The sequence below is a fragment of the Mycobacterium sp. FW102-FHT13B02 genome (assembly GCF_058790275.1).
This window is the reverse complement of the sequence record NZ_JBYTCM010000002.1, coordinates 230,201-252,126: the sequence shown is the minus strand read 5'-3', so window position 1 is coordinate 252,126 and position 21,926 is coordinate 230,201. Positions and strand designations below refer to the sequence as shown.

The 21,926-nt window shown below is 65.9% G+C and carries 24 protein-coding genes and 1 tRNA gene; 11 read left to right on the top strand and 14 right to left on the bottom strand.

Annotated elements, in window-relative coordinates; all coding sequences use genetic code 11:
- Positions 1-89: 89 nt before the first annotated feature.
- On the bottom strand, positions 90-716 hold the full coding sequence (locus AC3WTE_RS04120) for a class I SAM-dependent methyltransferase (protein ID WP_492435869.1): 627 nt from the start codon (positions 714-716) through the stop codon (positions 90-92).
- Positions 717-798: 82 nt separating this feature from the next.
- Here AC3WTE_RS04120 and AC3WTE_RS04115 point away from each other — a divergent pair, with 82 nt between their 5' ends.
- Both AC3WTE_RS04115 and AC3WTE_RS04110 read left to right on the top strand, forming a co-directional pair.
- On the top strand, positions 799-1,287 hold the full coding sequence (locus AC3WTE_RS04115) for a TetR/AcrR family transcriptional regulator (RefSeq protein ID WP_492435868.1): 489 nt from the start codon (positions 799-801) through the stop codon (positions 1,285-1,287).
- Between the two features lie 21 nt (positions 1,288-1,308).
- Positions 1,309-1,740, top strand: coding sequence for an ester cyclase (locus AC3WTE_RS04110; protein WP_492435867.1), 432 nt, complete (start codon positions 1,309-1,311; stop codon positions 1,738-1,740).
- Here the strand turns inward: AC3WTE_RS04110 and AC3WTE_RS04105 are convergent.
- Together AC3WTE_RS04105 and AC3WTE_RS04100 are read right to left on the bottom strand one after the other, a co-directional pair.
- On the bottom strand, positions 1,737-2,750 hold the full coding sequence (locus AC3WTE_RS04105) for a cation diffusion facilitator family transporter (protein WP_492435866.1): 1,014 nt from the start codon (positions 2,748-2,750) through the stop codon (positions 1,737-1,739). The genes AC3WTE_RS04110 and AC3WTE_RS04105 overlap by 4 nt on opposite strands.
- A complete protein-coding gene (locus tag AC3WTE_RS04100; RefSeq protein ID WP_492435864.1) occupies positions 2,747-3,142 on the bottom strand; it encodes an ArsR/SmtB family transcription factor in 396 nt (131 codons plus the stop codon). Before AC3WTE_RS04100 ends, AC3WTE_RS04105 begins: the two co-directional genes overlap by 4 nt.
- Before the next feature lie 246 nt (positions 3,143-3,388).
- Here AC3WTE_RS04100 and AC3WTE_RS04095 point away from each other — a divergent pair, with 246 nt between their 5' ends.
- On the top strand, positions 3,389-3,775 hold the full coding sequence (locus AC3WTE_RS04095) for a heme-binding protein (RefSeq protein ID WP_492435862.1): 387 nt from the start codon (positions 3,389-3,391) through the stop codon (positions 3,773-3,775).
- Positions 3,775-4,080: a hypothetical protein gene (locus AC3WTE_RS04090; RefSeq protein WP_492435860.1), complete on the top strand. Its 306-nt coding sequence runs from the start codon at positions 3,775-3,777 to the stop codon at positions 4,078-4,080. The genes AC3WTE_RS04095 and AC3WTE_RS04090 overlap by 1 nt, the downstream gene beginning before the upstream one ends.
- Positions 4,081-4,107: 27 nt before the next feature.
- On the opposite strand, the gene AC3WTE_RS04085 is transcribed toward AC3WTE_RS04090, so the two are convergent.
- On the bottom strand, positions 4,108-4,881 hold the full coding sequence (locus tag AC3WTE_RS04085; RefSeq protein WP_492435858.1) for a hypothetical protein: 774 nt from the start codon (positions 4,879-4,881) through the stop codon (positions 4,108-4,110).
- Between the two features lie 209 nt (positions 4,882-5,090).
- A complete protein-coding gene (locus tag AC3WTE_RS04080; RefSeq protein WP_492435856.1) occupies positions 5,091-5,870 on the bottom strand; it encodes an alpha/beta fold hydrolase in 780 nt (259 codons plus the stop codon).
- Between the two features lie 90 nt (positions 5,871-5,960).
- Here AC3WTE_RS04080 and AC3WTE_RS04075 point away from each other — a divergent pair, with 90 nt between their 5' ends.
- Both AC3WTE_RS04075 and AC3WTE_RS04070 read left to right on the top strand, forming a co-directional pair.
- Positions 5,961-7,715, top strand: a complete 1,755-nt coding sequence (locus AC3WTE_RS04075) for a GNAT family N-acetyltransferase (protein WP_492435855.1) — start codon at positions 5,961-5,963, stop codon at positions 7,713-7,715.
- A gap of 139 nt (positions 7,716-7,854) precedes the next feature.
- Positions 7,855-7,930, top strand: a tRNA-Arg gene (locus AC3WTE_RS04070).
- A gap of 510 nt (positions 7,931-8,440) precedes the next feature.
- Here the strand turns inward: AC3WTE_RS04070 and AC3WTE_RS04065 are convergent.
- The 7 genes from AC3WTE_RS04065 to AC3WTE_RS04035 all read right to left on the bottom strand — a co-directional run bounded on the left by AC3WTE_RS04065 (position 8,441) and on the right by AC3WTE_RS04035 (position 14,862).
- On the bottom strand, positions 8,441-10,279 hold the full coding sequence (locus tag AC3WTE_RS04065; RefSeq protein WP_492435854.1) for an SLC13 family permease: 1,839 nt from the start codon (positions 10,277-10,279) through the stop codon (positions 8,441-8,443).
- Between the two features lie 129 nt (positions 10,280-10,408).
- A complete protein-coding gene (locus AC3WTE_RS04060) occupies positions 10,409-12,043 on the bottom strand; it encodes a fatty acyl-AMP ligase (RefSeq protein ID WP_492435852.1) in 1,635 nt (544 codons plus the stop codon).
- Positions 12,044-12,332: 289 nt separating this feature from the next.
- Positions 12,333-12,932: a hypothetical protein gene (locus AC3WTE_RS04055; protein ID WP_492435851.1), complete on the bottom strand. Its 600-nt coding sequence runs from the start codon at positions 12,930-12,932 to the stop codon at positions 12,333-12,335.
- A 39-nt stretch (positions 12,933-12,971) separates the two neighbouring features.
- On the bottom strand, positions 12,972-13,142 hold the full coding sequence (locus tag AC3WTE_RS04050) for a hypothetical protein (RefSeq protein WP_492435850.1): 171 nt from the start codon (positions 13,140-13,142) through the stop codon (positions 12,972-12,974).
- 38 nt (positions 13,143-13,180) lie between these two features.
- Positions 13,181-13,717, bottom strand: a complete 537-nt coding sequence (locus AC3WTE_RS04045; RefSeq protein ID WP_492435848.1) for a CHAP domain-containing protein — start codon at positions 13,715-13,717, stop codon at positions 13,181-13,183.
- Positions 13,718-13,864: 147 nt separating this feature from the next.
- Positions 13,865-14,455: a GNAT family N-acetyltransferase gene (locus tag AC3WTE_RS04040; protein ID WP_492435847.1), complete on the bottom strand. Its 591-nt coding sequence runs from the start codon at positions 14,453-14,455 to the stop codon at positions 13,865-13,867.
- Positions 14,452-14,862, bottom strand: coding sequence for a hypothetical protein (locus tag AC3WTE_RS04035; RefSeq protein ID WP_492435846.1), 411 nt, complete (start codon positions 14,860-14,862; stop codon positions 14,452-14,454). Before AC3WTE_RS04035 ends, AC3WTE_RS04040 begins: the two co-directional genes overlap by 4 nt.
- A gap of 54 nt (positions 14,863-14,916) precedes the next feature.
- Here AC3WTE_RS04035 and AC3WTE_RS04030 point away from each other — a divergent pair, with 54 nt between their 5' ends.
- Positions 14,917-15,393 (top strand): cupin domain-containing protein, encoded by a 477-nt coding sequence (locus AC3WTE_RS04030; protein WP_492435845.1) that lies wholly within the window; start codon positions 14,917-14,919, stop codon positions 15,391-15,393.
- A gap of 5 nt (positions 15,394-15,398) precedes the next feature.
- A complete protein-coding gene (locus AC3WTE_RS04025; protein ID WP_492435844.1) occupies positions 15,399-17,078 on the top strand; it encodes an NAD-binding protein in 1,680 nt (559 codons plus the stop codon).
- Between the two features lie 8 nt (positions 17,079-17,086).
- On the opposite strand, the gene AC3WTE_RS04020 is transcribed toward AC3WTE_RS04025, so the two are convergent.
- The gene (locus AC3WTE_RS04020; protein WP_459368291.1) at positions 17,087-17,347 is read right to left on the bottom strand and encodes a hypothetical protein; all 261 of its coding nucleotides are present in this window, start codon (positions 17,345-17,347) and stop codon (positions 17,087-17,089) included.
- Positions 17,348-17,456: 109 nt separating this feature from the next.
- On the opposite strand from AC3WTE_RS04020, the gene AC3WTE_RS04015 reads away from it, so the two are divergent.
- The 3 genes from AC3WTE_RS04015 to AC3WTE_RS04005 are packed head-to-tail and all read left to right on the top strand — an operon-like array spanning position 17,457 to position 21,039.
- Positions 17,457-18,656, top strand: a complete 1,200-nt coding sequence (locus tag AC3WTE_RS04015) for an acetyl-CoA acetyltransferase (protein WP_492435842.1) — start codon at positions 17,457-17,459, stop codon at positions 18,654-18,656.
- Positions 18,653-20,149, top strand: a complete 1,497-nt coding sequence (locus AC3WTE_RS04010) for a carotenoid oxygenase family protein (protein ID WP_492435841.1) — start codon at positions 18,653-18,655, stop codon at positions 20,147-20,149. The genes AC3WTE_RS04015 and AC3WTE_RS04010 overlap by 4 nt, the downstream gene beginning before the upstream one ends.
- Positions 20,149-21,039: a winged helix-turn-helix transcriptional regulator gene (locus AC3WTE_RS04005; protein ID WP_492435840.1), complete on the top strand. Its 891-nt coding sequence runs from the start codon at positions 20,149-20,151 to the stop codon at positions 21,037-21,039. The genes AC3WTE_RS04010 and AC3WTE_RS04005 overlap by 1 nt, the downstream gene beginning before the upstream one ends.
- Positions 21,040-21,091: 52 nt before the next feature.
- Here AC3WTE_RS04005 and AC3WTE_RS04000 read toward each other — a convergent pair whose 3' ends face one another.
- Entirely contained in the window at positions 21,092-21,862 is a 771-nt protein-coding gene (locus AC3WTE_RS04000; RefSeq protein ID WP_492435838.1) for a VOC family protein, read from the bottom strand.
- Positions 21,863-21,926: the final 64 nt, after the last annotated feature.

Genomic DNA, 21,926 nt, shown 5'->3' with positions numbered 1-21,926 from the left:
CCGGATAGCGGTCATGTCTTCCTGGCGCTCGCCGACAGCGGCACTGGCACACCACAACTGTGGGAATTCCAGCCGGACAGCTGAAAGCGTCAAGCGGGCTTGGCCGCGGTGAGGATGCGCGTCGCAGGCCGAATCAATGCTGTCCCCACCTGCTGGAAACCGTTGTCTGTTAACATATCCCGATAGCGGCGGATGTCGATGGATTCTGGATCCATATGCCTGCTGAGGAGCCGGGTCAACAGCCCGTGCAGACCCACGTTCGCCAGATCCGCCAGCAGCAGGGAACCGCCCGGGCGCAGCACCCGCCACATCTCGGCGATGGCTGCGTCCCGGTCGCCTTCCGGGATGTGGTGCATCGCGAAGGTGCAGGTGACCACGTCGAACGAGCGGTCCGGCAGGTCAAGTGCTTGCGCGACACCGTGTTCGAACCGGCAGTTCGATCGGCGCGAGTGCGCGCGGGCATACTCGACCATCGCCGGCGCGGCGTCCACGCCGAGGACCTCGCCGCCCGGGCCCACGAGCTCGGCCAGGGCCGCCACCAATGCCCCTGGGCCACAGGCGATATCCAGCGCTCGGTGACCCGCGCTCGCGCCGCTTGCGGCCGCCACTGCCGCGTCGTGGCGACGTCTGCCCCCGAAGAACACGGCGGTGAACCTACGGTACCCGCGCGGGTTGGTGATCAGCAGGCCCGTGGCATCTTGTTCAATTCGGAACATGAGTTCATGATCAGTTGAAAACTGTTGAGCCACCAGGATCAAACTGGCCAGATCCGTTCCCTTCCGCACATCTGGAGGCATAGTGTCCGGAAACGACCGCCGGGTGCGACGCACCCGCGCCACTTTGCACCGTGCGCTGATCGAGCTGATGATCGAGCATGGCTACGACCGGGTGACCGTGCAGGATGTCCTCGATCGCGCCGATGTGGGGCGCTCGACGTTCTATGCCCACTACCGCAGCAAGGACGACCTGCTGGTGGTCAGTGGCACCGAATACTTGCGGGCAGCGATAGCCGAGCGGAACTCCGATTCGGTGCGCACACTCTTCGACCTCGCCCGAGGCCACCCCGAGGTGTACCGCACCTTGCTCGGCCCGAAGAGCAGCGCGGTCGTGATCCGCGGGGCCCGCCAAATGGTGGCCGACATCCTCTCCGACCAACAGATGGACGAACCGGACGCCACCTTCCTATCGTGGGGACTGGTCGGGTTGCTCGGAGCGGTCGCCGAGGGGCGCATCAGTGCCGATGCCGGCTACGCCGTCGTCCAACCGTCCTTGCGGCGGTCGACGTAATCAGCGAGGCGAGGAGAACGCGTGTCCACGACACCCACGAGCACCAACGTCGCGACCTTCGAACGATTCCACTGCAGCTGCAACAGCGGTGACATCGACGACATCGTGAGCACCATCGATGAGATCTTCTTGCCCGACGCCGTCGTCCATTCGCCGCTGGCCGCGAGTTCCGGCCCCGAAACGATGAAGCAGATATGGCGCCTGCTGCTGCGAGCGTTCCCGGACATCCACGTCATCGTCGAGGACACCATCGTCGATCATGACAAGATCGCCTCGCGCCAGACGGTGACCGGAACGCACCGTGGCGAGTACCGCGGCCTGGCACCCACAGGGAAAGCCGTTGTGTACGACGAGATATTCGTCATCCGGTTCACCGACGGGCAGATCGCCGAAGTCTGGGGTGTGGTCGACACCTTGACCCAGTTGCGCCAGCTCGGTGCGATTCGGCTCTAGTGCGCGGGATACGCGTGAATCAGCGCCGTCGTGAGCTTCGGCACTGCGTGGACCAGGTGATGTTCGGCGTCGTGGGCGATCTGGTGGGCCTGCGCCAGGCTGAGTTCCGGATCGAGGTCGAGTTCGACGTCGGCATGCAGGCGGTGGCCCATCCAGCGCATCCGCACGCTGTGCACCGAGCGCACCCCCGGTTCGGCCGACAGGGACCGCTCAGCGGTGTCCACGAGTGCCGGATCGACGCCATCGAGCAAGCGGCGGAACACATCTCGCACCGCGGTGCGCAGCACGGCGAGGATCGCGACCGTGATGATCAACCCGACGATCGGGTCGGCCAGCGGATATCCCAGCGCCACGCCGGCGGCGCCGAATAGCACCGCCAGTGAGGTGAACCCATCGGTACGCGCATGGATGCCGTCCGCGACCAGCGCCGCCGAACCGATCTGACGACCCACGCGGATGCGGTAGACCGCCACGGTCTCGTTTCCGAGGAAGCCGACGAGCCCGGCCAGTGCCACCCAACCCACGTGATCGATGACGTGTGGGTGGAACAATCGCTGCACCGCCTCATACCCGGCGATGATCGCTGACAGTGTGATCATGGCAATCACGAACAGCCCCGCGACGTCCTCCACCCGGCCGAAGCCATAGGTATAGCGGCGGGTTGCGGCCTTGGTACCCAAGGCAAATGCGATCCACAGCGGCACCGCGGTCAGGGCATCGGAGAAGTTGTGAATCGTGTCGGCGGCCAGCGCGACCGACCCCGATACCACCACGATGACGATCTGCACCAGCGCGGTGAGTCCCAGCACCAGCAGGCTGATCTTCACCGCCCGGATGCCGGCCGCGCTCGATTCGAGTGCACTGTCCACGCTGTCCGCCGCGTCGTGCGAGTGCGGCGCGAAGATCCCCTTGACCGTGCCCCAGATGCCGTGGGAATGCCCGTGGTCGTGGTCGTGAGGATGACCGTGGTCGTGCGGATGTCCCTGACCGTGATGGTGCGGCCCACTCACTGTCGGCGGACCTTTCGCGTACCCACATCCAGATTCCGGACATCGGGATCCTGCCGGTGGTGCGCCGGGACACCGGGTCCGGCATGCTCGGCATTGTGGACGGCGTCCACCACCAATTGGCGGACGTGCTCGTTCTCCAAGCTGTAGAAGATCGACGTCCCGGAACGGCGCGTCTGCACCAGGCGGGCCATCCGGAGCTTCGCAAGATGCTGTGACACCGATGGGGCCGGCTTGCCGACCCGCTCGGCCAGTTCGTTGACCGACAGCTCGGAACCGCTCAACGCCCACAACAGATGGACGCGCGTCGGGTCGGCGAGCATCCGGAACACTTCGACCACCAGCCGCACCTGGTCGTCGGCGAGGGGTGCCGGCACCTCGTTACCTGCATTCATACGCAGATAATAGACCTTACTCGCAGCCTCCACAGACGAAGCGGTGGTCAGCCGCCGCGAGCTTCCCTTGCCGTAACCGATCGTGAACACCTGCCCGGCAAGTCAGCAGAACGCAATCCAGCAACCGTATGCGGATGTAGCCCGCACTGCTGCAGAAAATGTCGGCGGGGTCAATCTGCCTGCTACAGTCCGGCTGTGTCTGGTGGTCAACCGGCGCGAATTGGCACTGCGGAAAGGATTACGGCAATGGTGTTCACCAAATCGGTCGCCCAGCGGGCGGTCGTGGCTGCTGCAGGAGCCGCAATGGCCGTGATGGCCGTCGCCCTGCCGACGTCGGGTCAGGCGCTGGCCGATGCACCGAAGGCACCCAACTGCACTCCCGCGGACCTGGCCGGTGTCGCTTCGGGCGTCGCGGCAGCGGCCTCCGCCTACCTGTTCACCCACCCGGCCGTCAACGACTTCTACGCCAGCCTGCAGGGCAAGCCGCGCGATGAGGTCGCCAAAGACGTGCGCGCCTTCTTCGACGCAAACCCGCAGGCGCACGACGAACTTCGGGGAATCCGTCAGCCCATGACCGATTTCCGGGAACGCTGCGGCCTGGCACAGCCCGACGCGCCGCTGCTGGGCGAATGATGTCCACCGCCCCGTTACGCCCCCGTCGTCGGCTGATCGCCGCCGCGCTGGCCACAGCAGCCGTACCCGGGTTGCTCGCCGTCATCCCCGCAGGCACCGCGAGTGCCGACGTCTGCTTCGGCGCCGGACGCCGCATCACGGTCAGCGGATGCACCGACTTCGGCGCCGTCGCTCCGTACGCGCCGCCGCCGGCGTACTACGCACCGCTACCCGAGGACATGCCGCCGCCGCCTCCCCCGCCGCCGCCCGTCCAGGGCTGCGTGGGCTGGAACGGGCGCTGGGTCAGCGCCAACACCTGCCGTTAAATTCCAGCGAGCCGCGGACCACGGCGGTCAGTACGCCCGTGCGGCGGCCGGCTGGTCCGCGGCGTCACCGCGCCCGCGCCACGCCCAATGCAGGCGCCTCGCTGCCGCCAATACCCCGCCGGGCGCGTGCGGCTGGCCGTAGTGAATGAGCAACGTGACCCGCCGCTGCCCTGAGGCAATCGGCATGTTGGCATGCAGGCTGCGGTAGCCCCAAAACAGGTACACGTCACCGACATTCATGTCGACCACGGTCGGGCCGCCGGGGCGGCCGAGGCTTTCCAGGATCCGCTGCCGGAACGATGCACTCTGGTGGACGATCTTCTCGACGATGTTGACCATCACCGAACGACGGAACGGCCGCTTGTTGAAGTAGCCGACCAGCTCACCCGACTGGCCCGGTCCTGCGTCGGGGATGAACAGCGGGACAACCATGGTCACGACGCTGGCGTCGTAGTGGAACCACCAGGCATCACCGTCGGCGTGCGGCCCGGCCACGATACGCACGGCGGTCCCGGCCAGTTCATGAGCACGGTCCGGGAACTGCTGGCGGACGATGTTGTCGAGAAATTCGCGAACTGAGTCGCTGCCCATGAACGCGTGAATCGATTCGAGGTGCCCTTCCTGCGGCGACAGGACGAAATGGTCGCGCTCACCGAACGCGGCCAGCCAGCGATCGATTTCGGCCCGAGAATCAATTACCCAGTCCCATTGGACTGCGTTTGCTACCCGTGCGACACCCGTCGTGTCGAGTTGGCGCACGACATCGACGGGATCGCACGTTTTCATGTCAAATTCACACATTTCGACGGAAGTGTAGACAACCAGAGAACGTCATTACCACGATTGCTGCGATTTGACATTTGCTCCGAAATGGTCATGGAATTCGGCGCCCCGAACGGGCGATTCTGCAATTACGTAAATACTCGGAGATATCCGCACTTCACATCTCGTCACCGCAGTTCGGGGCGGGGCTCACCGCCTTTGCGGTTTATCAGCGTTGACCCGACCGCCTAGCCACGACGGGCGACGTCGTCGCTGAGGATCTTCGGCCAAGTCTGGACATCACCCGGGGTGTGGGCAACGGTGAGCGTCGACTGCGGCATCAGTGCGGCAAGCGATTCCGCGGTCGACAACGGGTGCGCGGCGTCGCCGATCCAAGCCAGAATCGTGGTCGGCACATCGATGCGGGTGAGGGCCTCAGGGGCCGGCAGATCACTGAGAGCGGCACCACGAAACAGCGACGGCAGCAGCGCATCGGCGACATCGGGAACCGTTTCGGGCGCCCCGACCGTGGCGGGGGGCGGAACCACGCCGCGCGCCGAAGCGATGAATGCCCCGACACCCTCGGTTTCGATAAGCTCCGCCGCGGCAACATAATTCGCGGCCTGTGCCGCCCGGGTCTCCCATGCGGTGGCCGGCACCATCAGCGTGAGACCTGCGAAGCGGTCCGGCTCACGGGCAGCAGCGTGCAGCAGCGTGCCGGTTCCCATGGACGGCCCGACTCCGTGCACCCGTTCACCTGGAAACCATTGGTCGAGCAGTCGCAGTAGGTCCTCGGCGAGGTTCTCCCATCGGTAGTCTTCCGGGACCTTTCGGCCCGTCGACTTGCCGTGACCGCGGGCGTCGTAGCGCAACAACCGCGTCCCGTTGAGTCCTCTACCGAGGTCGAGGTTGAGCACTCGGTCACGCGCGCGACTGGACGTCAGCCCGTGCAACTGAACTACCGGATGGCCACCTTCGTCGCTCAGTTCGACCGCAAGCTCTGCACCGGGGACCACGAAAGTGGGCATCACGCAACTCTTTTCATGACCGGCCACCTCGCCGCGGAGCCGACCGCGCTGACCGAGCATTCAGGCTATCCGGAGCGCTAGGGTACCGCCATGCGACTCACCAACGTGGCGCACCTGCGGCTGCCGTTCGGACGACTCTGGGGCTACGACGTGTCGTCGTCTGGCCTCGGTCGGCAGCTTCCGGTGTCCTTCGACCAGCACATACACGTTGGCGCAGGCGACCGGCCCGGCTCCTGGATGGCCCTGTCCATTCGGTTGCCTGCAGCCGTCAGCCGCGAATCGCTGGCGGACGCGTGGCTGGCGGTGATCGCACGCCACGGCACCCTACGAACCGCTTTCACCCCTGGCCCGGACGGCGACCCGCAGCTGTACGAGATCAACGTCAGCCCCGGCAGCTGGGTCGAGCATGAGATCGCTCCCGGGCAGGCGGTCAACGACGCGCTGCAGGCCGTACTCAACGCGACGTGTTCACCGTTTCAGCGGCCCTCGCATCGGCTGTGTGTTTTGGAGACTGCCGCCGGATTGACGGTGGTCATCGCTGCCGACCATGCCCACGTCGACATGTGGTCGATGCTGGTGATCGCGCGGGACCTACTGGCGGCGCTCGCCGGCCGCCCATTCGCTTCCGCCTCGGTCCCGGCGTTCGTCGAGCACACGCAAGCACTGCTGGACCGTCCTACAGCGCCGGAACCTGTGCGCGCACGGTGGGCACACATCATCAGCGAAAGCGGCGGGGTGATGCCACGGTTTCCGCTGCCGTTGGGTGACTCTCGAACTCATCCGGAGCGCGTCGAAGTGCGCGATGTGTTCGATGTCGACGACGGCGCCGCGTTCTCCGTGCAGGCCCGCGACGACGGCGTGTCGACGCTCGCCCTCGCAGTGGTTGCCATGACTGCCGTCACCCGCGAGTTGGCGGATGCACCGCTGCGGGCGGTCTTCCCGGTACACAGTCGATTCGAAGACACTTGGCACGACTCGGTGGGTTGGTTCATCACCAATTCTGTCCTCGAGTCAGCGATTGCCGAGCCGGGGGCCGCAGCCGACGCAGTCAGGGAAGCGGTGCAACTCGGCTCATGGCCACTGGCCGAGATACTGGCGCCCTGGGGCGGAATGCCCATGGCGCCAGGCATGTTCGCGATTTCCTGGCTGGATCTGCGCCGCCTCCCCGTGCGCATCGACGCGGTCGGACTCGACGCTCAATATGTGGGTGCCACCATCGACACCGACGGCGTCATGCTCTGGTTCATCCAAAACGAGTCCGGCCTGCATCTGCGCTGTCGCTATCCCGATACCCCCGAGGCGCGGACGAATGTCGGGGCCTGGCTCGACCTGTTGGTGGCGCGCCTGCAGGCGCTGGCGCAATCCTCGGTGCGCGGTCTGCTCCGGGTCGCCGATCGCACATTTCGCATTCAGCGGGCGGCCCGCGAAGACGTGGCTGCGATTGCCGCACTGCTGTCCGACGACGAATTCGGCGAGGATCGCGAAGGCGCCGAGTTGGAGCGGTACGAGGCTGCCTATGACGTCGTGGTGCGCGATCGTTCGAACTACTTGGGGGTGGTCCGGGACAGTTCCGGCGTGATTGTCGCAACCGTGCAGTTGACGGTCATTCCCGGGCTCTCCCGCGGTGGCTCCACCCGGCTGCAGATCGAGGGACTACGGGTGGCCGCCGCCGAACGCGGACGCGGCCTGGGGACCGCAGTCGTCGAGTGGGCACACAACTACGGACGGGCTCACGGAGCTCAACTCGCGCAGGTCACCACTGACGAGGCACGAGAACGGGCTCGAGCGTTCTACGACCGGCTCGGGTACCGCGCCGCCCACGTCGGGCTGAAACGGACCATCTGAATCCGGTACCGACGGCATCGATGGATCGATCGGTACGACGAACGCGGCCCGATCAGGAGCCCGATTCCGCCGATCGGCCGTCCGCCGAATAGCATGGGCTGTCCCTTAGGGTTCTCAGTGCCTATCTCGATAGGTCCCCGCCCCCGTAGCTCAGGGGATAGAGCACGGCTCTCCTAAAGCCGGTGTCGCAGGTTCGAATCCTGCCGGGGGCACCATCTGACCTGCGTTTATGCAGTTCGGTGCGAGATTCGTGCAATCCGCCTCCCCAAACAGGATGCAGAAATGCAGACAAACACCCCTGACACCGCAACTCGACGCCCGTCACCACTCAACGGGGGCGGTTTCATGTGGCTTAGGAGGCCGGCTCCCAGCGCCAACCATCATTGTTGGTGCAGACAATCTTTCCCCCGTCACCGCTAACGCCCGTTGCGCCGTGGTCTCTACTACGGCAGAACTCGCCGGACTGGTAACAATTGCCGCGATTGGTCAACGGCTGGCAGGTTGATGACGGCGCGAGCGGCAACGGTGGAGCCGCCGGGATGACGAATGCTCCGGCGAGCGCCAGGACGGCCAATACGTTCACGCCGCGTATTATTGACGCTTCCGTAAGAAGTGTCTGTGGAATGCCCGTCTTCGAGCCAGCGACAATTCCGACCCGACTCCAAGCCGATGAGCGTGACGATCGAAAGGGTTACCCGACCCGTCGGCGCAACAGCTGCCGCAACCTAACCCGGCAGGTAGATCAGCCTGGCCAGGACGACCGTGATCACCATGGTCAGCGCAAGAAGCGGCACGCCGACCTTGGCGTAGTCGGCGAACTTGTAGCCGCCGGGCTCCATCACCAGCATGTTGGTCGGCGACGACACCGGGGTGACGAACGCGGCGGAACACGCGATGGCGACCGTCATCGCAAAGCCCTGCGGCGAGACGTGCAACGCTTGCGCCGCTTCGATGGCCACCGGCGCGATGAGCACCGCCGTCGCAGAATTCGAGACGAACAGCGCGACCACCGCCGTCACCAGGAACACCACCGCGAGCATCGCGGACGGCCCGAGGTCGCCAAGTGTCTGCACCAGATGGTTGGCGATGAGCGTCGTCGTCCCGGTCTTGGCCAACGCGGTGGCCAGCGGCAACATGCCCGCGATCAGGACCAGGGTGTTCCAGCTGATCAACCGGTAAATGCTGTCGACGCGGACACAGCCCGCGGCGACCATGGCCAGCGCCGCGAGCAGTGCCGCGGCGGCGCCGGGAAGCCAGCCGAGCGCCATACACGTAACCATGGCAACCAGGATTGCCACCGCAGCCCGCGCCCGGCCCGGCGCCACCAGTCGCTCCTGATACTCGGTGGGCATGTTCAGCAGGATGAAATTCCGGCGGGTATCACTGAGCTGCTCGATGTCATCCCAACTGCCGCCGACCAACAGTGCGTCACCGAAGTCGAGCGTGCGACCAGGTAAGTCCTCGGTGATCGATCGGCCGCGGTGCCGGATGGCCAACACCGTCACCCTGTGCGCGGTGGCCAGGTCCAGGTCGGCGAGCGTGCTGCCGATGGACTTCGATTCCGGCGCAAGCATCACCTCGGCGACGCCGGCGATCTGCAGCACCTCACGGCGCTCGTCCTCGGCGCGCGGACCGGTGACCTGGCAACGAAGGTCTGCTGCTACCGCGGCAGTCTGCTCCGCGTCGATGAGCGTGAAGACGAGATCGCCTGCCTCGAAGATGGTTTCGGGCTGTGGCGACAGATACCGCGGAGTGCCGCGGTCGCGCTTTTCGAAGCCGAGGAGATCGAGTCCATAGCGGTCGCGCAGTAAGTTTCGTTGCGCGGCAACCGATTGCCCGACCAACGGCGAGTCCGCTGACACGTGCAGCAAGTGCCACCGCGTCTTCAGGCCGTAGGACTCGAGCACGTCGAAGGTGGACGCGCCCTCGGCGTCGGCGGATCCGGTTCGGTTGCGGCTCAACAGGTTGAGACCGATCACCAACATGAACACGACGCTCACGGCGAGCGCGGCCACACCGAACGGCGTGAATCCGAAGAACCCGAGCGTTGGAGTGATGCCCCGCTGAGTGAGTAGCCCCTCGATAATGACGTTGGGTGACGACGCAATTGACGTCATCATGCCGCTGATCATGACCGCGACGCACAACGGCATCAGCATCCGTTTGCGATTCAGCCCCGTCTTCGCCGTGATCGTGACAACCACCGGAATCAGCATCGAGACGATCGCCGACGAATTCATGACCGAGCCAATGCCGGCTGCCAACACCATGACCAACGCGACGAGCCGGGATTCGCTGCGGCCACCGACCTTGACGATGAACTCGCCGAGGCGCTGAGTAACCCCGGTGTTGACCAAACCCGCACTGACGATGAAGATTCCCGCCAGCAGAATCACCACCGGCGAGCCGAAGCCGGCCAGCGCCTCGGCCGGTGTCAGCACCCCGCTGATCATCAACGCGACCACCACCAGTAGGCCGACGAGGTCTGCGCGCGGACGCCCCCACACAAACAGGCCGACCGCAACGGCCATGATGGCAACCACGATCCACATGTGGTGAGTCACTGGCGCAGCCTGAGACCAGCTGACGAATTCGTGCATCCTTGATGAATAGCATCCGATGCAGCGGATCGGCCGGAAGTCGACACTCGCGGGGAACACGCCGCCCTTGGCTGCCGGCACCCCGCACATTGATCAGTTCACGAGCGCCAACGCATGCGCGCGCCGCAGCTTGCCCGACGGCGTCTTCGGGATCACTCCGGGCTCGATCACCACCACGTTGCGCGGCCGGACATCGACCTCGGCGAACACCTCGTGTGCCACCTGCCGCTCGATGCGCCGCACCTGGGGTGGTTCACGCCAACTCTTGGATTCGACTGCCACGGCGAAACTCTCGCGCGACTGCCCGGCGTCCAATCGCACCGCTACCGCACCGCCCGGCCGCACTCCCTCGACGCGGGCGGCGGCTCGCTCGATGTCCGTCGGGTAGATCTTGCGCCCCGCCATGATGATGACGTCTTTGACCCGGCCACACACCACGATGCTGCCGTTCTCGGTCAAGTAGCCCAGGTCTCCGGTGTCGTACCAGCCTTGGTCGTCTTGAGCCGAGAGGAATCCGGCGACCGTCGTATACCCCGGTGTTACCGGCTCACCGCACACCTCAATGACGCCGACACCGCGGGCCGCCAAGATGCTGCCGTCCTCATCGACGACGCGTGCTCGAATGCCGCGCAGCGGCCGGCCCAGACACACCAGCCGCCGGGTACGGCCCCGGTTCGCCGGCACCGCCCGCTGCAGAACTCCGAGCAGATCGGCGTCGACTTCATCGACGATCATCCCGGCGCCGCATTCGGTGAACGACACCGCCACCGTCGTCTCGGCCATCCCGTACGCCGGCACTATGGCCTCTGGCTTCAGCCCGAACGGCGCCCCGGCCTGGCATAGATCCTCCACATCGGCGGCCTCCACTTGCTCGGCGCCCGACAACGCCCAGCGCAACGAGGAGAGATCGAATTGGCCCGGTGTGGCCTGCCTACGCAACCGCTTGGCGAACAACTTGTAAGCGAAGTTCGGGGCGGCGGTCATGGTGCCCTTGTACTTGTCAATGAGCTTGGCCCACAACAACGTATCGCGCAGAAAATCCATCGGAGTTATCTTGATCAGTTCCACGCCGTAGTACATCGGCACGGCGAGATAGCCGGTCATACCCATGTCATGGAAGCAGGGCAGCCAGCTCACGATCACATCGGAATCCGTGTCGACTTTGGCGCCCGCGAACATCGCCTCGGCGTTGGCGACGAAATTTGCGTGCGTGATCCGAACCGCCTTGGGCGGTCCGGTGGATCCCGACGTCAACTGCAGGAACGCGACGTCGTCGTCGGCGGTGTCGAGTGGATCGATCGAAGGACCGTCGAGCAGCTGCTCGACGGTTACCACCTGCATGCCCAATTGCGCCAGCAATGGCGCGGCGGGCAGGAACGGGTCGGACACGATCACAGCCTTCGCACCGATCATGTTGACGACGGCGGTGGTTTCCTGGACCCAGCGTTGCAGATCGGTGCGCGGGGTGGGTTGATGCAGCATCGTCAGGCTCGCGCCGCGCATCCACACCCCCTGCGAGGTCGGAGCGATGTCGACTGGGGCGCCTGCCAGCACCGCGACCGCATCGCCACGTCCGACCCCGGCCGCCGCCAGCCCACCCGCGACGTTCCTCGCCCGGTGATGTACCTCGATCCAGGTACGGCGCATTGGCGAATCGGGCTCGCCGGTGACCATGCCCTTGAGGCTGTACTGTGCGTTGGCGAACATGGTCTCGGTAAATTTGCTCACAAGACTTCCCCTGACTACGGCGCGTTAGCGCTTGAGGGCGTCGTGTTCGCCTGCAGGCGTTGACAACACTGCGTCAGCGTGCAGGGACGAGACCGGAATGAGCGACTGCGGCCGAACCTCGCGCGATCCCCTCTCCCACCTGAATCGTAGCCGTTCTGCGACAGATGACAGCACGAATTTGACTGTGTCCGAAGGCAACGGCGCGATGGTGTTGCTTTTGAGTCCCCAGAACGATCGAAATCGAACTCTTCCAATGACTTTCGAGAAAGGCAACCGGGCAGCGGGAAAGTTACCGGGGCGGACTCGGGCGTGTCGTCGATGAGGTTGACGGCTGGGGTGGGGCGGGCGGACCGACAGCCGCGGCGAGTGCGGCGCGGACGCGCTCGCCTGGGCTATCGGCGGTTCCGCGCAACATGGACCGCAACGTCCCGTTCGACGCTACCGAGCAGCCCAGTACGTCAACGGTGACGTATGCCGGATCATCGTCGGCCCGGTCGATGATGAACAGATCCTGCTGCCCGTCGTCGTAGGGACAGCTCATCCGCCCGACGACGATGTTGGGCCCCACCGCGTTCAGATCCGCGACCAGTGCGGACAACCGGGCCCCATCGATCACCGCGGCCCCCACCAGGTGTTGGCCCTGGTCGGCCACATTGTCCGCCGCATAGCGACACACGAGGGCCGAGATTGGCGTACCCGCCACCATCAGTGATTCCTGCCCTACCGGGAAGGGGAAGGCGCCTCGTCCGGGACCCGTTGCCGGGCAGGCCGAGGCGTGATCGTCGGCGCGCGCGGCGGGCGCGAATGTGGGGATGGTGGTGACCGCGCCGACCAGCATCAGTGCTGCCGCAAAACATGTCGACTTCGATATTCGCGACGAACTGTTCATCAAGGACACCAATCGCCAAGGGGGCTGACGACAGCACCGTCAGTCGGTTGAGGTCATGAATCGCAGATAGCACGCACCGAAGATCAATACGATCCCGATGTTAGCCATCAGACGAGGCCAAAAATGGTGACGAAACAGCAGAATGTCGGCGCCGAAAATGACCGAAATCATCGCCAGCACATACGCTGCGATCAACGCGGGTTTGCCCATGTATCGGTTCTACTCTGCGACCCTGACCCGATGACGACTCACGGCAGCAGGATGTAGCTCATCCCCGGGATGTGCTGGGTGTCGCGGGTCCACCAGGCGAACGGGCCACCGTGCGACTCGTTGTTCATCTCCGTGATGTTGATCGAGCGGCCGGACACCGAATTCACCCAGGCCACATGCCCGTACTCGCTGACGCCAGGCAACTCGGACGGATACACCGCGATGGACCGGGCCTGCGGTTCGTCCACGACTGTCCAGCCACGAGACCGGGCAGAGTCGGCCCATAGCTTGGCGTTGCCGTGGATGTCCGGGTAATAGCCCACGTTCTCGAAGGCCTTTTGCAGTGCACCCCAAGTGCATTGACCGGGCCCGCCGGAGTTCGAGGCCTGAACCGCACCCATGGTTCGGGCGGGACCGGAAGACTGTTGGCCAACGGGTTGGCCGGACTGCTGTCCGTAGCCGGTCGGGTCGACGAATACCGGGGAATCGGCGTTGCCAGGTGGCGCCGTCAGTACCCCTGCGGCGACGATCAAAGCAGCCGCCAGCGTGCCACCCACATACGACTTGAAGCTCATGGCGTACATCCGTCCCCCCGATCAAGCGAACGAACCGATGCATTGATCAAATCACAATTCGGTCACGATTAGACACAAATTCAAAAACATGGCTTGGCAAACTGTCAAGTTTTGCTCAAGAGATGCTGATCACTGACTCGGGGTGCGCTACCGGTTCAAGCGGAATTGCAGGTTGTTCCGCACTGCCGGCCATTCGAGATCGAGGATCGAATACACGACGGTGTCGCGCCGGGAGCCGTCACTGAGCAACTGATGCGAGCGCAGCACCCCGTCGAGCTTGGCTCCGAGCCGCTCAATTGCCGCGCGACTCGCCGTGTTGAAGAAGTGGGTTCGGAGCTCCACTGCTATACAGTCGAGCGCTTCGAAAGCGTGCCCGAGCAGTAGCAGCTTGGCTTCGGTGTTCACCCCGGTGCGCCGAACCGACTCCACATACCAGGTGGCACCGATCTCCAGACGCCGATTGGGACCGTCCGCGTTCAGGTAGCTGGACGACCCGATGAGCCGGCCGTCGAGCGAGCGCACGACGAACGCCAGGCCGGTATCGGGCCGCTGCACGGCCAAGCGGGTCCGTACCCACTCCCCCGCGGTCGCCGGCGACGGCGCAGACGTGAACCACAACCGGCCCGGGTCCCCATCGGCGGCGGCCTCGGCGATCTCCGGCACGTGATCCTCGGTCAGCGGCTCCAACGAGACCCAGCGCTGTCCCGTCAGCACCACCGGCTCGACGAACCCCATCACGAACGCCAGGCGACGACCGAGGCCAGCACCGAGAGCACGATCGCGAGCACGGCCGCCGCCAAACCCACGTACAACCCGTACGACGCGACCACGGGGCTGTGCACGTACAGCACGTGATACCAGATGCCCAGCGCGGCCAACCCCGCCGAAAGCACAAGGGCCACAATAGAAGCAACGCGCGCAGAGAGCCGGCGCGCGGCCATCGCAGCCGCCACCAGCAGGCACGACGACAGCAGGACCATCAGTTGGCCGACCCCGAAACCCGGTGGCGGGACGGTGATGTGCCCGACCTTGCCGCCGACGGCGTTCGCGTGCCCCACGGGGCTCGACAGCCAGGGCAGCCAGGCACTGACCAGCAGCACCACCGCGCACAGTGCCACGATCCAGGCGGGCCGCAACCGTTCCATGACATGAGCGTATCGATCAGCCGACACCGCCATTGGGCCGTAGCCTCAAGTGCCATGACGGATCTCCCCGATTGGGCGCGGCAGCTGGACCTGTCGCCGCATCCGGAAGGCGGCTGGTACCGCGAGACCTGGCGCAGCGAGCTGACCATCCCGCAGTCCGCGCTGCCCGCGCAGTATTCCGGCCCGCGCAGCGCCGGGACGGCAATCCTGTTCCTGCTGATGCCCGGCCAACAGTCCGCCTGGCACACCGTGCACAGCGCCGAATTGTGGCTGTTCCACCGGGGCAGTCCGCTGCTGCTGGAGGTCGGGGCCGACCGAACCACCGCCGACACTGTGCTGCTCGGCGCGGATGTCGCGGCGGGCGAGCAGCCGCAAGCGTTGGTCCCGCCCGGCCACTGGCAGCGCGCCCGGCCGCAGCCCAGGCGAGCGGAGCGACGGGGAAATGCAGGTGACGAGCCGACCCTGGTGAGCTGCGTCGTGGTGCCCGGCTTCGACTTCGCCGACTTCGCGCTCACTCCGGCAGGTCGGTAGGGGTTATGGAGGGGCACGTCATCGTCTGCGGTACCGACGCGCTGGCCAACCGCATCACCGAGGGGCTGCATGCGGCAGGCGCGACGGTAGTGGCGATCCATGAACCCGCCGGCCTCAAGCAGGCCATGGTCGCCAGCGCCGCAGCCATCGTGTGTGCCGGTGACGACGACGCCATCAACCTCGAAATCGCGCTGTTGGCAAGGCAGGTCAACCCCACCGTCCGGGTGGTGACCCGGCTGGCCAACACCGTGCTGCGCGCCGCGGTCGCCCAGGACAACGGTCCCGGTGCGGTCCTCGACGTCGCCGACCTCGCAGCACCTTCGGTCGTGGAGGCCTGCCTGGCCCGCACCACGCACACCATCTCGGTGGCCGGGGTGGATTTCGTCATCTCCGGCACCGATGCCCCGCGCGACGCCACGTTGCGGGAGATGTTCGGCGACCTCGCCCCGGTCGCCGTCATCGGCGGTGAGAACTCAGAGTCCCCCGGTGAGGTGACACCCTGTCCTGGAAGGGATTTCAAGGTTCACGCCGGGGACTGGACCGCCATGATCGGCACCGCCGAGGAATTGGCGGACGCCGGCATCACGGTGCCACGCCCATTGACCAGCCGCACATACCGCCCATGGCCACGCCGGGTGATCGACGCGCTGCGGGTCATCCGCGACGACATCAACCCCGTTTTCTGGTGGGCCCTCGGCACGTCGGCGTCGCTGCTGCTCGGGTCGACGGTGCTGCTGCGCTTCGCGTACCACAACCCGACCGGCATGAGCTGGATCGATGCGCTGTATTTCTCCACCGAGACCATTGCGACGGTCGGCTACGGTGACTTCAGTTTCCTGCACCAACCAACGTGGTTGCGGCTGTGGGGTATTGGACTCATGCTCGCCGGCGTCACCACGACGGCCATCCTGGTCGCGTTCGTGGCCGACGCGCTGCTGTCCCGTCGCCTCGGCAATTCATCCAGCCGCCGGCGGGTCCAGCACCTGCGTAACCACGTCGTGGTGGTGGGGCTCGGCTCGTTCGGTATCCGCGTCGTCAGCGACCTGACTGCAGCGGGCTACGACGTCGCCGTCATCGAACTCGATGAGTCCAGCCGGTACCTGGCGCAGGCCGCGCAGTTGGACGTGCCGGTGATCTTCGGCGACGCCACCCTGCGGCAGACGCTGGAGCTGGCGCGGCTGGACCGGGCCCGCGCCGTTGCGGTGCTGACCCAGGACGACATGGTCAACATCGAGACCGGCATCGTGCTGCGCGAGATGCTCAGCACCCGCATGCTGCCCGAGATCGACCGCCCCCATGTCCCGCTGGTGTTGCGGATCTATGACCGCACGCTCGGGGCTGCGGTGGCCCAGCGTTTCGGCTTCGGCCATGTCCGGTCGACGGTCGAGCTGGCGACCCCGTGGTTCGTCGGTGCGGCGATGGGCTTACAGGTGCTGGGCACGTTCTCGGTGGGCCAGCAGTCGTTCACCGTCGGCGGCGTCCACGTCGACGCGGGCAGCGCGCTCGACGGCATGCGGATGGCCGACGTGCCGACGCAGATCCGGGTCATCGCCATCACCCGGGATGGCGCCACTCATCGCAGGCCGCGTCGCGACACCCAGCTGTGCGCGGGTGACACCGCGTATCTGGTCGGCCCGTATCGCGAACTGATCGATACGCTGCTGACCGGCCAGCGGGCGACGTAACGCCACGGTCAGGCGGCGATCATCAGGTCGATGGACAGCTGGTCGCAGATGGTGTGGGTGGTCGGCCAGTCGCCCCGCTGAGTCGCGCGGGCAAGTTCCTCGGTGAGCGGGCTCTGCACGTCCAGCTCGGCCAGCCAACCGGCGACGGTCGCTGCGACGCGGTCTGCGGTGACACCCACAGCGTGGCGATCGTGGAGCTGGTCGACGATCTCGTAGGTCGGCCCGAAGGTGATAGCTGCCCGGTGCTGGTGCCGCCAATGGATGTTCATATCGGTAGGAGCCCCGAGCACCTGGAACTACGACACTTTTCCCGGAACTTTTTGAGCGCATCTCATCGAGGTATTCAGTCACTCTCTTAGTTGTAGTAACGTGCCGGCAATGGACGTCTGGATCCTCGGCGGTTACCAGAGCGATTTCGCCCGCAACCTGCACCGGGAAGGTCTGGATTTCGCCGACCTGACCGCTGAGGTGGTCCGCGAAACCCTGACCGCGGCCAAGATGCGGGCCGCCGATATCGGCGTCGTCCACGTCGCGAACGCATTCGGCGAGATGTTCACCGCGCAAGGTCACCTGGGCGCCATGCCGGCCACCGTCGACGAGGGGTTCTGGGACACCCCCGCGAGCCGGCATGAGGCAGCGTGCGCATCCGGCAGCGTCGCAACCCTGGCGGCGATGGCCGATCTGCGTTCCGGCGCATATGACAGCGCGCTGGTCCTTGGCGTCGAGCTGGAGAAAACCGTGCCCGGGGACACCGCCGCGCAGCATCTCGGCGCCGCGGCCTGGGCCGGCCACGAGGGCACGGACGCAAAATTCATGTGGCCATACATGTTCAGCCTCGTGGCCGACGAATACGACCGCCGTTACGGTCTCGACGACATCCACCTCGACGCGATCTCGGGGCTGAACTACGCCAACGCGAAGGCCAACCCGAACGCCCAAACCAGGTCCTGGTCGGTTGATCCACGGTCCAATCCGCCTGTCGAGGGCCGCATCCGGCGGTTGGACTGCAGCCAGATGACCGACGGCGGCGCCGCCGTGGTCCTGGTGAACGACACCTACCGGCGTAATCACCCCGCGGTCCGGCCCATCGCCCGCATCGACGGCTGGGGCCACCGCACCGTCGGACTGGGGTTGCAGCAGAAGCTCACCCGCTCCGCCGCCGACCCGTACGTCCTGCCCCACGTGCGCCGCGCCGCCCTCGACGCATTCGAACGGGCGCGAATCGGCCTTGAGGGTCTCGACGGCGTCGAGGTACACGACTGCTTCACGCCCAGTGAGTATCTGGCGATCGACCACCTGGGTCTGACCGGCCCCGGCGACTCGTGGAAAGCCATCGAGAACGGCGACATCGAGATCGGCGGGCGACTGCCGGTCAATCCCAGCGGCGGGCTGATCGGCGGCGGGCATCCGGTTGGTGCGTCAGGAGTCCGCATGCTGCTCGATGCCGCCAAGCAAGTCAGCGGCACCGCCGGCGCCTACCAGGTCGAAGGTGCAAAAACCTTCGGCACCTTGAACTTCGGTGGGAGTACCGCCACCACCGTCAGCTTCGTCATCGGGTCCGCCCAGGAGGTCTCATGAACACCGACGTCATCGCGAAGTACCTGTCCACGCTGCCCGAAGATGACGACCACCCGTACCGCACCGGAGCCTGGCGACCACAGACCACCGAGTGGGATGCGGACGACCTACTGGCCGTCGAAGGCGAAATTCCCGCCGACCTGGACGGGGTGTACCTACGCAACACCGAGAACCCCCTGCACCCGGCATTCACGTTCTACCATCCGTTCGACGGCGACGGCATGCTGCACATCGTGGGCTTCCGAGATGGAAAGGCCTTCTACCGCAACCGGTTCGTGCGCACCGACGGCCTGCTCGCCGAAATCGAGGCGGGTGGCCCGCTGTGGCCCGGCATCGCCGAGCCCGTCGAACTGGCCCAACGCGAACACGGTTGGGGCGCCCGCACCTTCATGAAGGACGCCTCGAGCACCGACGTGACGGTGCACCGCGGCATGGCGCTCACCAGCTTCTACCAGTGCGGCGACCTGTATCGCATCGATCCGTACACCGGAGACAACCTGGGTAAGGAGGACTGGCGCGGCGGCTTCCCCACCGACCTCGGGGTGTCGGCGCACCCGAAGTCCGATGACCACACCGGCGAACTGCTCTTCTTCAACTACGGCAAGCAGGCGCCGTACCTGCACTACGGCGTCGTCGACGAGAACAACGCGCTGGTGCACTACGTCGACGTCGAACTACCGGGGCCGCGGCTGCCCCACGATATGGCGTTCACCGAAAACTACGTGATTCTCAACGACTTTCCGTTGTTCTGGGATGCCGAGTTGCTGAAGCACAACGCGCACATCCCACGCCTGCACCGGGACCTCCCATCGCGGTTCGCCGTCCTCCCGCGGCGCGGGACCGCCGACCAGGTGCGCTGGTTCGAAGCAGACAGCACCTACGTCCTGCACTTCACCAATGCCTACGAGGACGGCGATGAGATTGCGCTCGACGGGTTCTTCCAAGGTGAGCCCGCGCCGAGCGTGGGCCTCGATAACGGCATGGATCCCAAGTGGCAGCGCGTCTTTCGCGGTCTGTCCCTCGACGGCATGCAGACGCGGCTGCACCGCTGGCGGTTCAACCTCACCACCGGGCAGACCCGGGAGGAGCAATTGTCCGACAGCATCACCGAATTCGGGATGATCAACTCCGCCAACGCGGGCCGCGACTATCGTTACACCTACGCCGCAACCGGGAAATCCGGCTGGTTCCTGTTCGACGGACTGGTCCGGCACGACCTGCGCACCGGATCCGAACAACGATTCACGTTCGACGACGGCGTGTTCGGCAGCGAGACGGCCATGGCACCGCGTGTCGGCAGCGTCGGCGAGGACGACGGCTACCTGGTCACCATCACCACTGACATGAACGCCGACGAATCCTATTGCCTGGTATTCGACGCAGCGCGGGTCTCCGACGGGCCGGTGTGCAAACTCCAACTGCCGGAACGGGTATCGAGCGGCACGCACGCCACCTGGGCCGCCGGCTCGGAGTTGCGGCGCTGGCGCGAGTGATGGCGCCCGGCCCGGATGTCAATGCAGTGGGCCGGATGCTCGGGCTGCTCGGCGACGAGTGGACCCTGCTGATCGCCCAGCAGGCCCTACTGGGCGCTACCCGCTATGCGCAGTTCGCCGACCGGCTGCCGATCTCCAACTCGGTGCTCAGCCGGCGACTGAGCATGATGACCGCGGCCGAGCTGCTGAACCGCGTTGATTACCAGTTGAATCCGCCGCGCCATGAGTATCGGCTCACGGGACGCGGCAGGTCGCTCTGGCCGGTGCTGGTGTCGATCTGGGCTTGGGAGAGCCGGTGGGTGCCTGAGCACGACCTTCCTGCGATGCGGCACGGACTGTGCGGCCAGGAGTTCTCCCCTGCCCTGACCTGCCGCGCCTGCGGCAGCCTGGCCGACGAGAAAAGCCTTGTCGCGCAATGGGGCCCGAGCGGCTCGTGGCCACGTTCCATGCCGGTGTCGGCCACCCGGCGGCGCTCGCACGGCGATCGCAGCGCCCAAGCCGATCTGTTCCCCCAGACCATGAACATTCTCGGCAATCGATGGGCGTTCGCGACGATAGTCGCCGCGTTCGTGGGGACCACCCGGTTCACCGATTTCGCCGAACAACTCGGCGCCCCACCGGGATCACTGGCCGACCGGCTGCAGATCCTGGTGGCCAATGACGTGATGGCGGCCGGCGACGGCCGATACCGGCTCACCGAGAAGGGGCTGGCGGTGCTGCCGATCATCGTCACCGCGCTCGACTGGGCGCAGCGGTGGTTCACCGCGCCGGAAGGCCCAGCGGTGATCCTCACCCACTCGCGGTGTACGCAGGAATTCCACGCCGAACTGGCGTGTGACCAGTGCTGGGAGTCGCTGCGCGGGTCTGAGATCGAGCAGCGTCCAAGGTGAAGACGATGGCGAGGATCGCGACCATTCCCGCCATCGTCTTCACGCTCGGCAATCAGTCCTTCAGCGAGGACAGGTTGAACGCCGCACCCGTGCGATCGGTGACCGCCGCCAGCCGCCCGTACGGGGTGTCCTCGGCGGCGCGCACCACGGAGCCGCCGTTGGCGATCACCAGTTCGACGGTCTTGTCGACGTCGTCGCTGCCGAGGAAGAAGTTCCACGTGGAACGATCCAGGCCCGGGATGACCGTGCCATCCATCACGCCGATCAACGGGGTGCCGTCGAAGCTGGCTGTGCTGTAGCGGAACTCGTCGGTGTCGGACTCGATCTGGAGCTGCCAGCCGAAGACCGCGGTGTAGAACTCGCCGGCCTTGGCGAAGTCCGTCGTGGTGAGCTGGAACCACACCGGGGCGCCGGCTTCCTCGTACGCTTCGAAGCCCTGGTGCCCGGTCGGCTGCCACAGTCCAAAGAAGGCGCCCGTCGGGTCGGTGAGCATGGCCATCCAGCCCTTCTCGGGCACCTCCATGGCCGGGATGCAGGTGGTGGCGCCGGCGGCGACCGCGGCGTCGATGGAGGCCTGGATGTCGGCGGTGTGCAGGTACACGGTCCAGGCGTCGGGGGCGTTCCAATCCGGGTCGCTGGCCATCATGCCGCCGACGTAGCGGCCGTCGCGCCGGGCGTTGACGTAACCGCCGTAGTCGGCTCCCGGGTTTTCGTAGTCCCAACCCATCACGGCGCGGTAAAACGCCTGGGCGCCGGCCACATCGGAGGTGGCGAGGTCGATCCAGACGGGTGCGCCCAGCGGGGTTGCGGTACGAGTGGCCATGATGTTCTCCCTAGACGAGTGACGGGGTGGTCATCGGTACAGACAAGCACCCCGCCGAAAACTC

What these genes read in the sequence shown, in the direction of transcription:
- AC3WTE_RS04090 (WP_492435860.1), top strand. Translation starts at nt 3,775, where the DNA reads ATGTCCACCGCCCCGTTACGCCCCCGTCGTCGGCTGATCGCCGCCGCG.
- AC3WTE_RS04095 (WP_492435862.1), top strand. Translation starts at nt 3,389, where the DNA reads ATGGTGTTCACCAAATCGGTCGCCCAGCGGGCGGTCGTGGCTGCTGCA.
- AC3WTE_RS04010 (WP_492435841.1), top strand. Translation starts at nt 18,653, where the DNA reads ATGAACACCGACGTCATCGCGAAGTACCTGTCCACGCTGCCCGAAGAT.
- AC3WTE_RS04120 (WP_492435869.1), bottom strand. Translation starts at nt 716, where the DNA reads ATGTTCCGAATTGAACAAGATGCCACGGGCCTGCTGATCACCAACCCG.
- AC3WTE_RS04030 (WP_492435845.1), top strand. Translation starts at nt 14,917, where the DNA reads ATGACGGATCTCCCCGATTGGGCGCGGCAGCTGGACCTGTCGCCGCAT.
- AC3WTE_RS04085 (WP_492435858.1), bottom strand. Translation starts at nt 4,881, where the DNA reads ATGTGTGAATTTGACATGAAAACGTGCGATCCCGTCGATGTCGTGCGC.
- AC3WTE_RS04020 (WP_459368291.1), bottom strand. Translation starts at nt 17,347, where the DNA reads ATGAACATCCATTGGCGGCACCAGCACCGGGCAGCTATCACCTTCGGG.
- AC3WTE_RS04100 (WP_492435864.1), bottom strand. Translation starts at nt 3,142, where the DNA reads ATGAATGCAGGTAACGAGGTGCCGGCACCCCTCGCCGACGACCAGGTG.
- AC3WTE_RS04050 (WP_492435850.1), bottom strand. Translation starts at nt 13,142, where the DNA reads ATGGGCAAACCCGCGTTGATCGCAGCGTATGTGCTGGCGATGATTTCG.
- AC3WTE_RS04045 (WP_492435848.1), bottom strand. Translation starts at nt 13,717, where the DNA reads ATGAGCTTCAAGTCGTATGTGGGTGGCACGCTGGCGGCTGCTTTGATC.
- AC3WTE_RS04025 (WP_492435844.1), top strand. Translation starts at nt 15,399, where the DNA reads ATGGAGGGGCACGTCATCGTCTGCGGTACCGACGCGCTGGCCAACCGC.
- AC3WTE_RS04055 (WP_492435851.1), bottom strand. Translation starts at nt 12,932, where the DNA reads ATGAACAGTTCGTCGCGAATATCGAAGTCGACATGTTTTGCGGCAGCA.
- AC3WTE_RS04035 (WP_492435846.1), bottom strand. Translation starts at nt 14,862, where the DNA reads ATGGAACGGTTGCGGCCCGCCTGGATCGTGGCACTGTGCGCGGTGGTG.
- AC3WTE_RS04015 (WP_492435842.1), top strand. Translation starts at nt 17,457, where the DNA reads ATGGACGTCTGGATCCTCGGCGGTTACCAGAGCGATTTCGCCCGCAAC.
- AC3WTE_RS04000 (WP_492435838.1), bottom strand. Translation starts at nt 21,862, where the DNA reads ATGGCCACTCGTACCGCAACCCCGCTGGGCGCACCCGTCTGGATCGAC.
- AC3WTE_RS04080 (WP_492435856.1), bottom strand. Translation starts at nt 5,870, where the DNA reads ATGCCCACTTTCGTGGTCCCCGGTGCAGAGCTTGCGGTCGAACTGAGC.
- AC3WTE_RS04005 (WP_492435840.1), top strand. Translation starts at nt 20,149, where the DNA reads ATGGCGCCCGGCCCGGATGTCAATGCAGTGGGCCGGATGCTCGGGCTG.
- AC3WTE_RS04075 (WP_492435855.1), top strand. Translation starts at nt 5,961, where the DNA reads ATGCGACTCACCAACGTGGCGCACCTGCGGCTGCCGTTCGGACGACTC.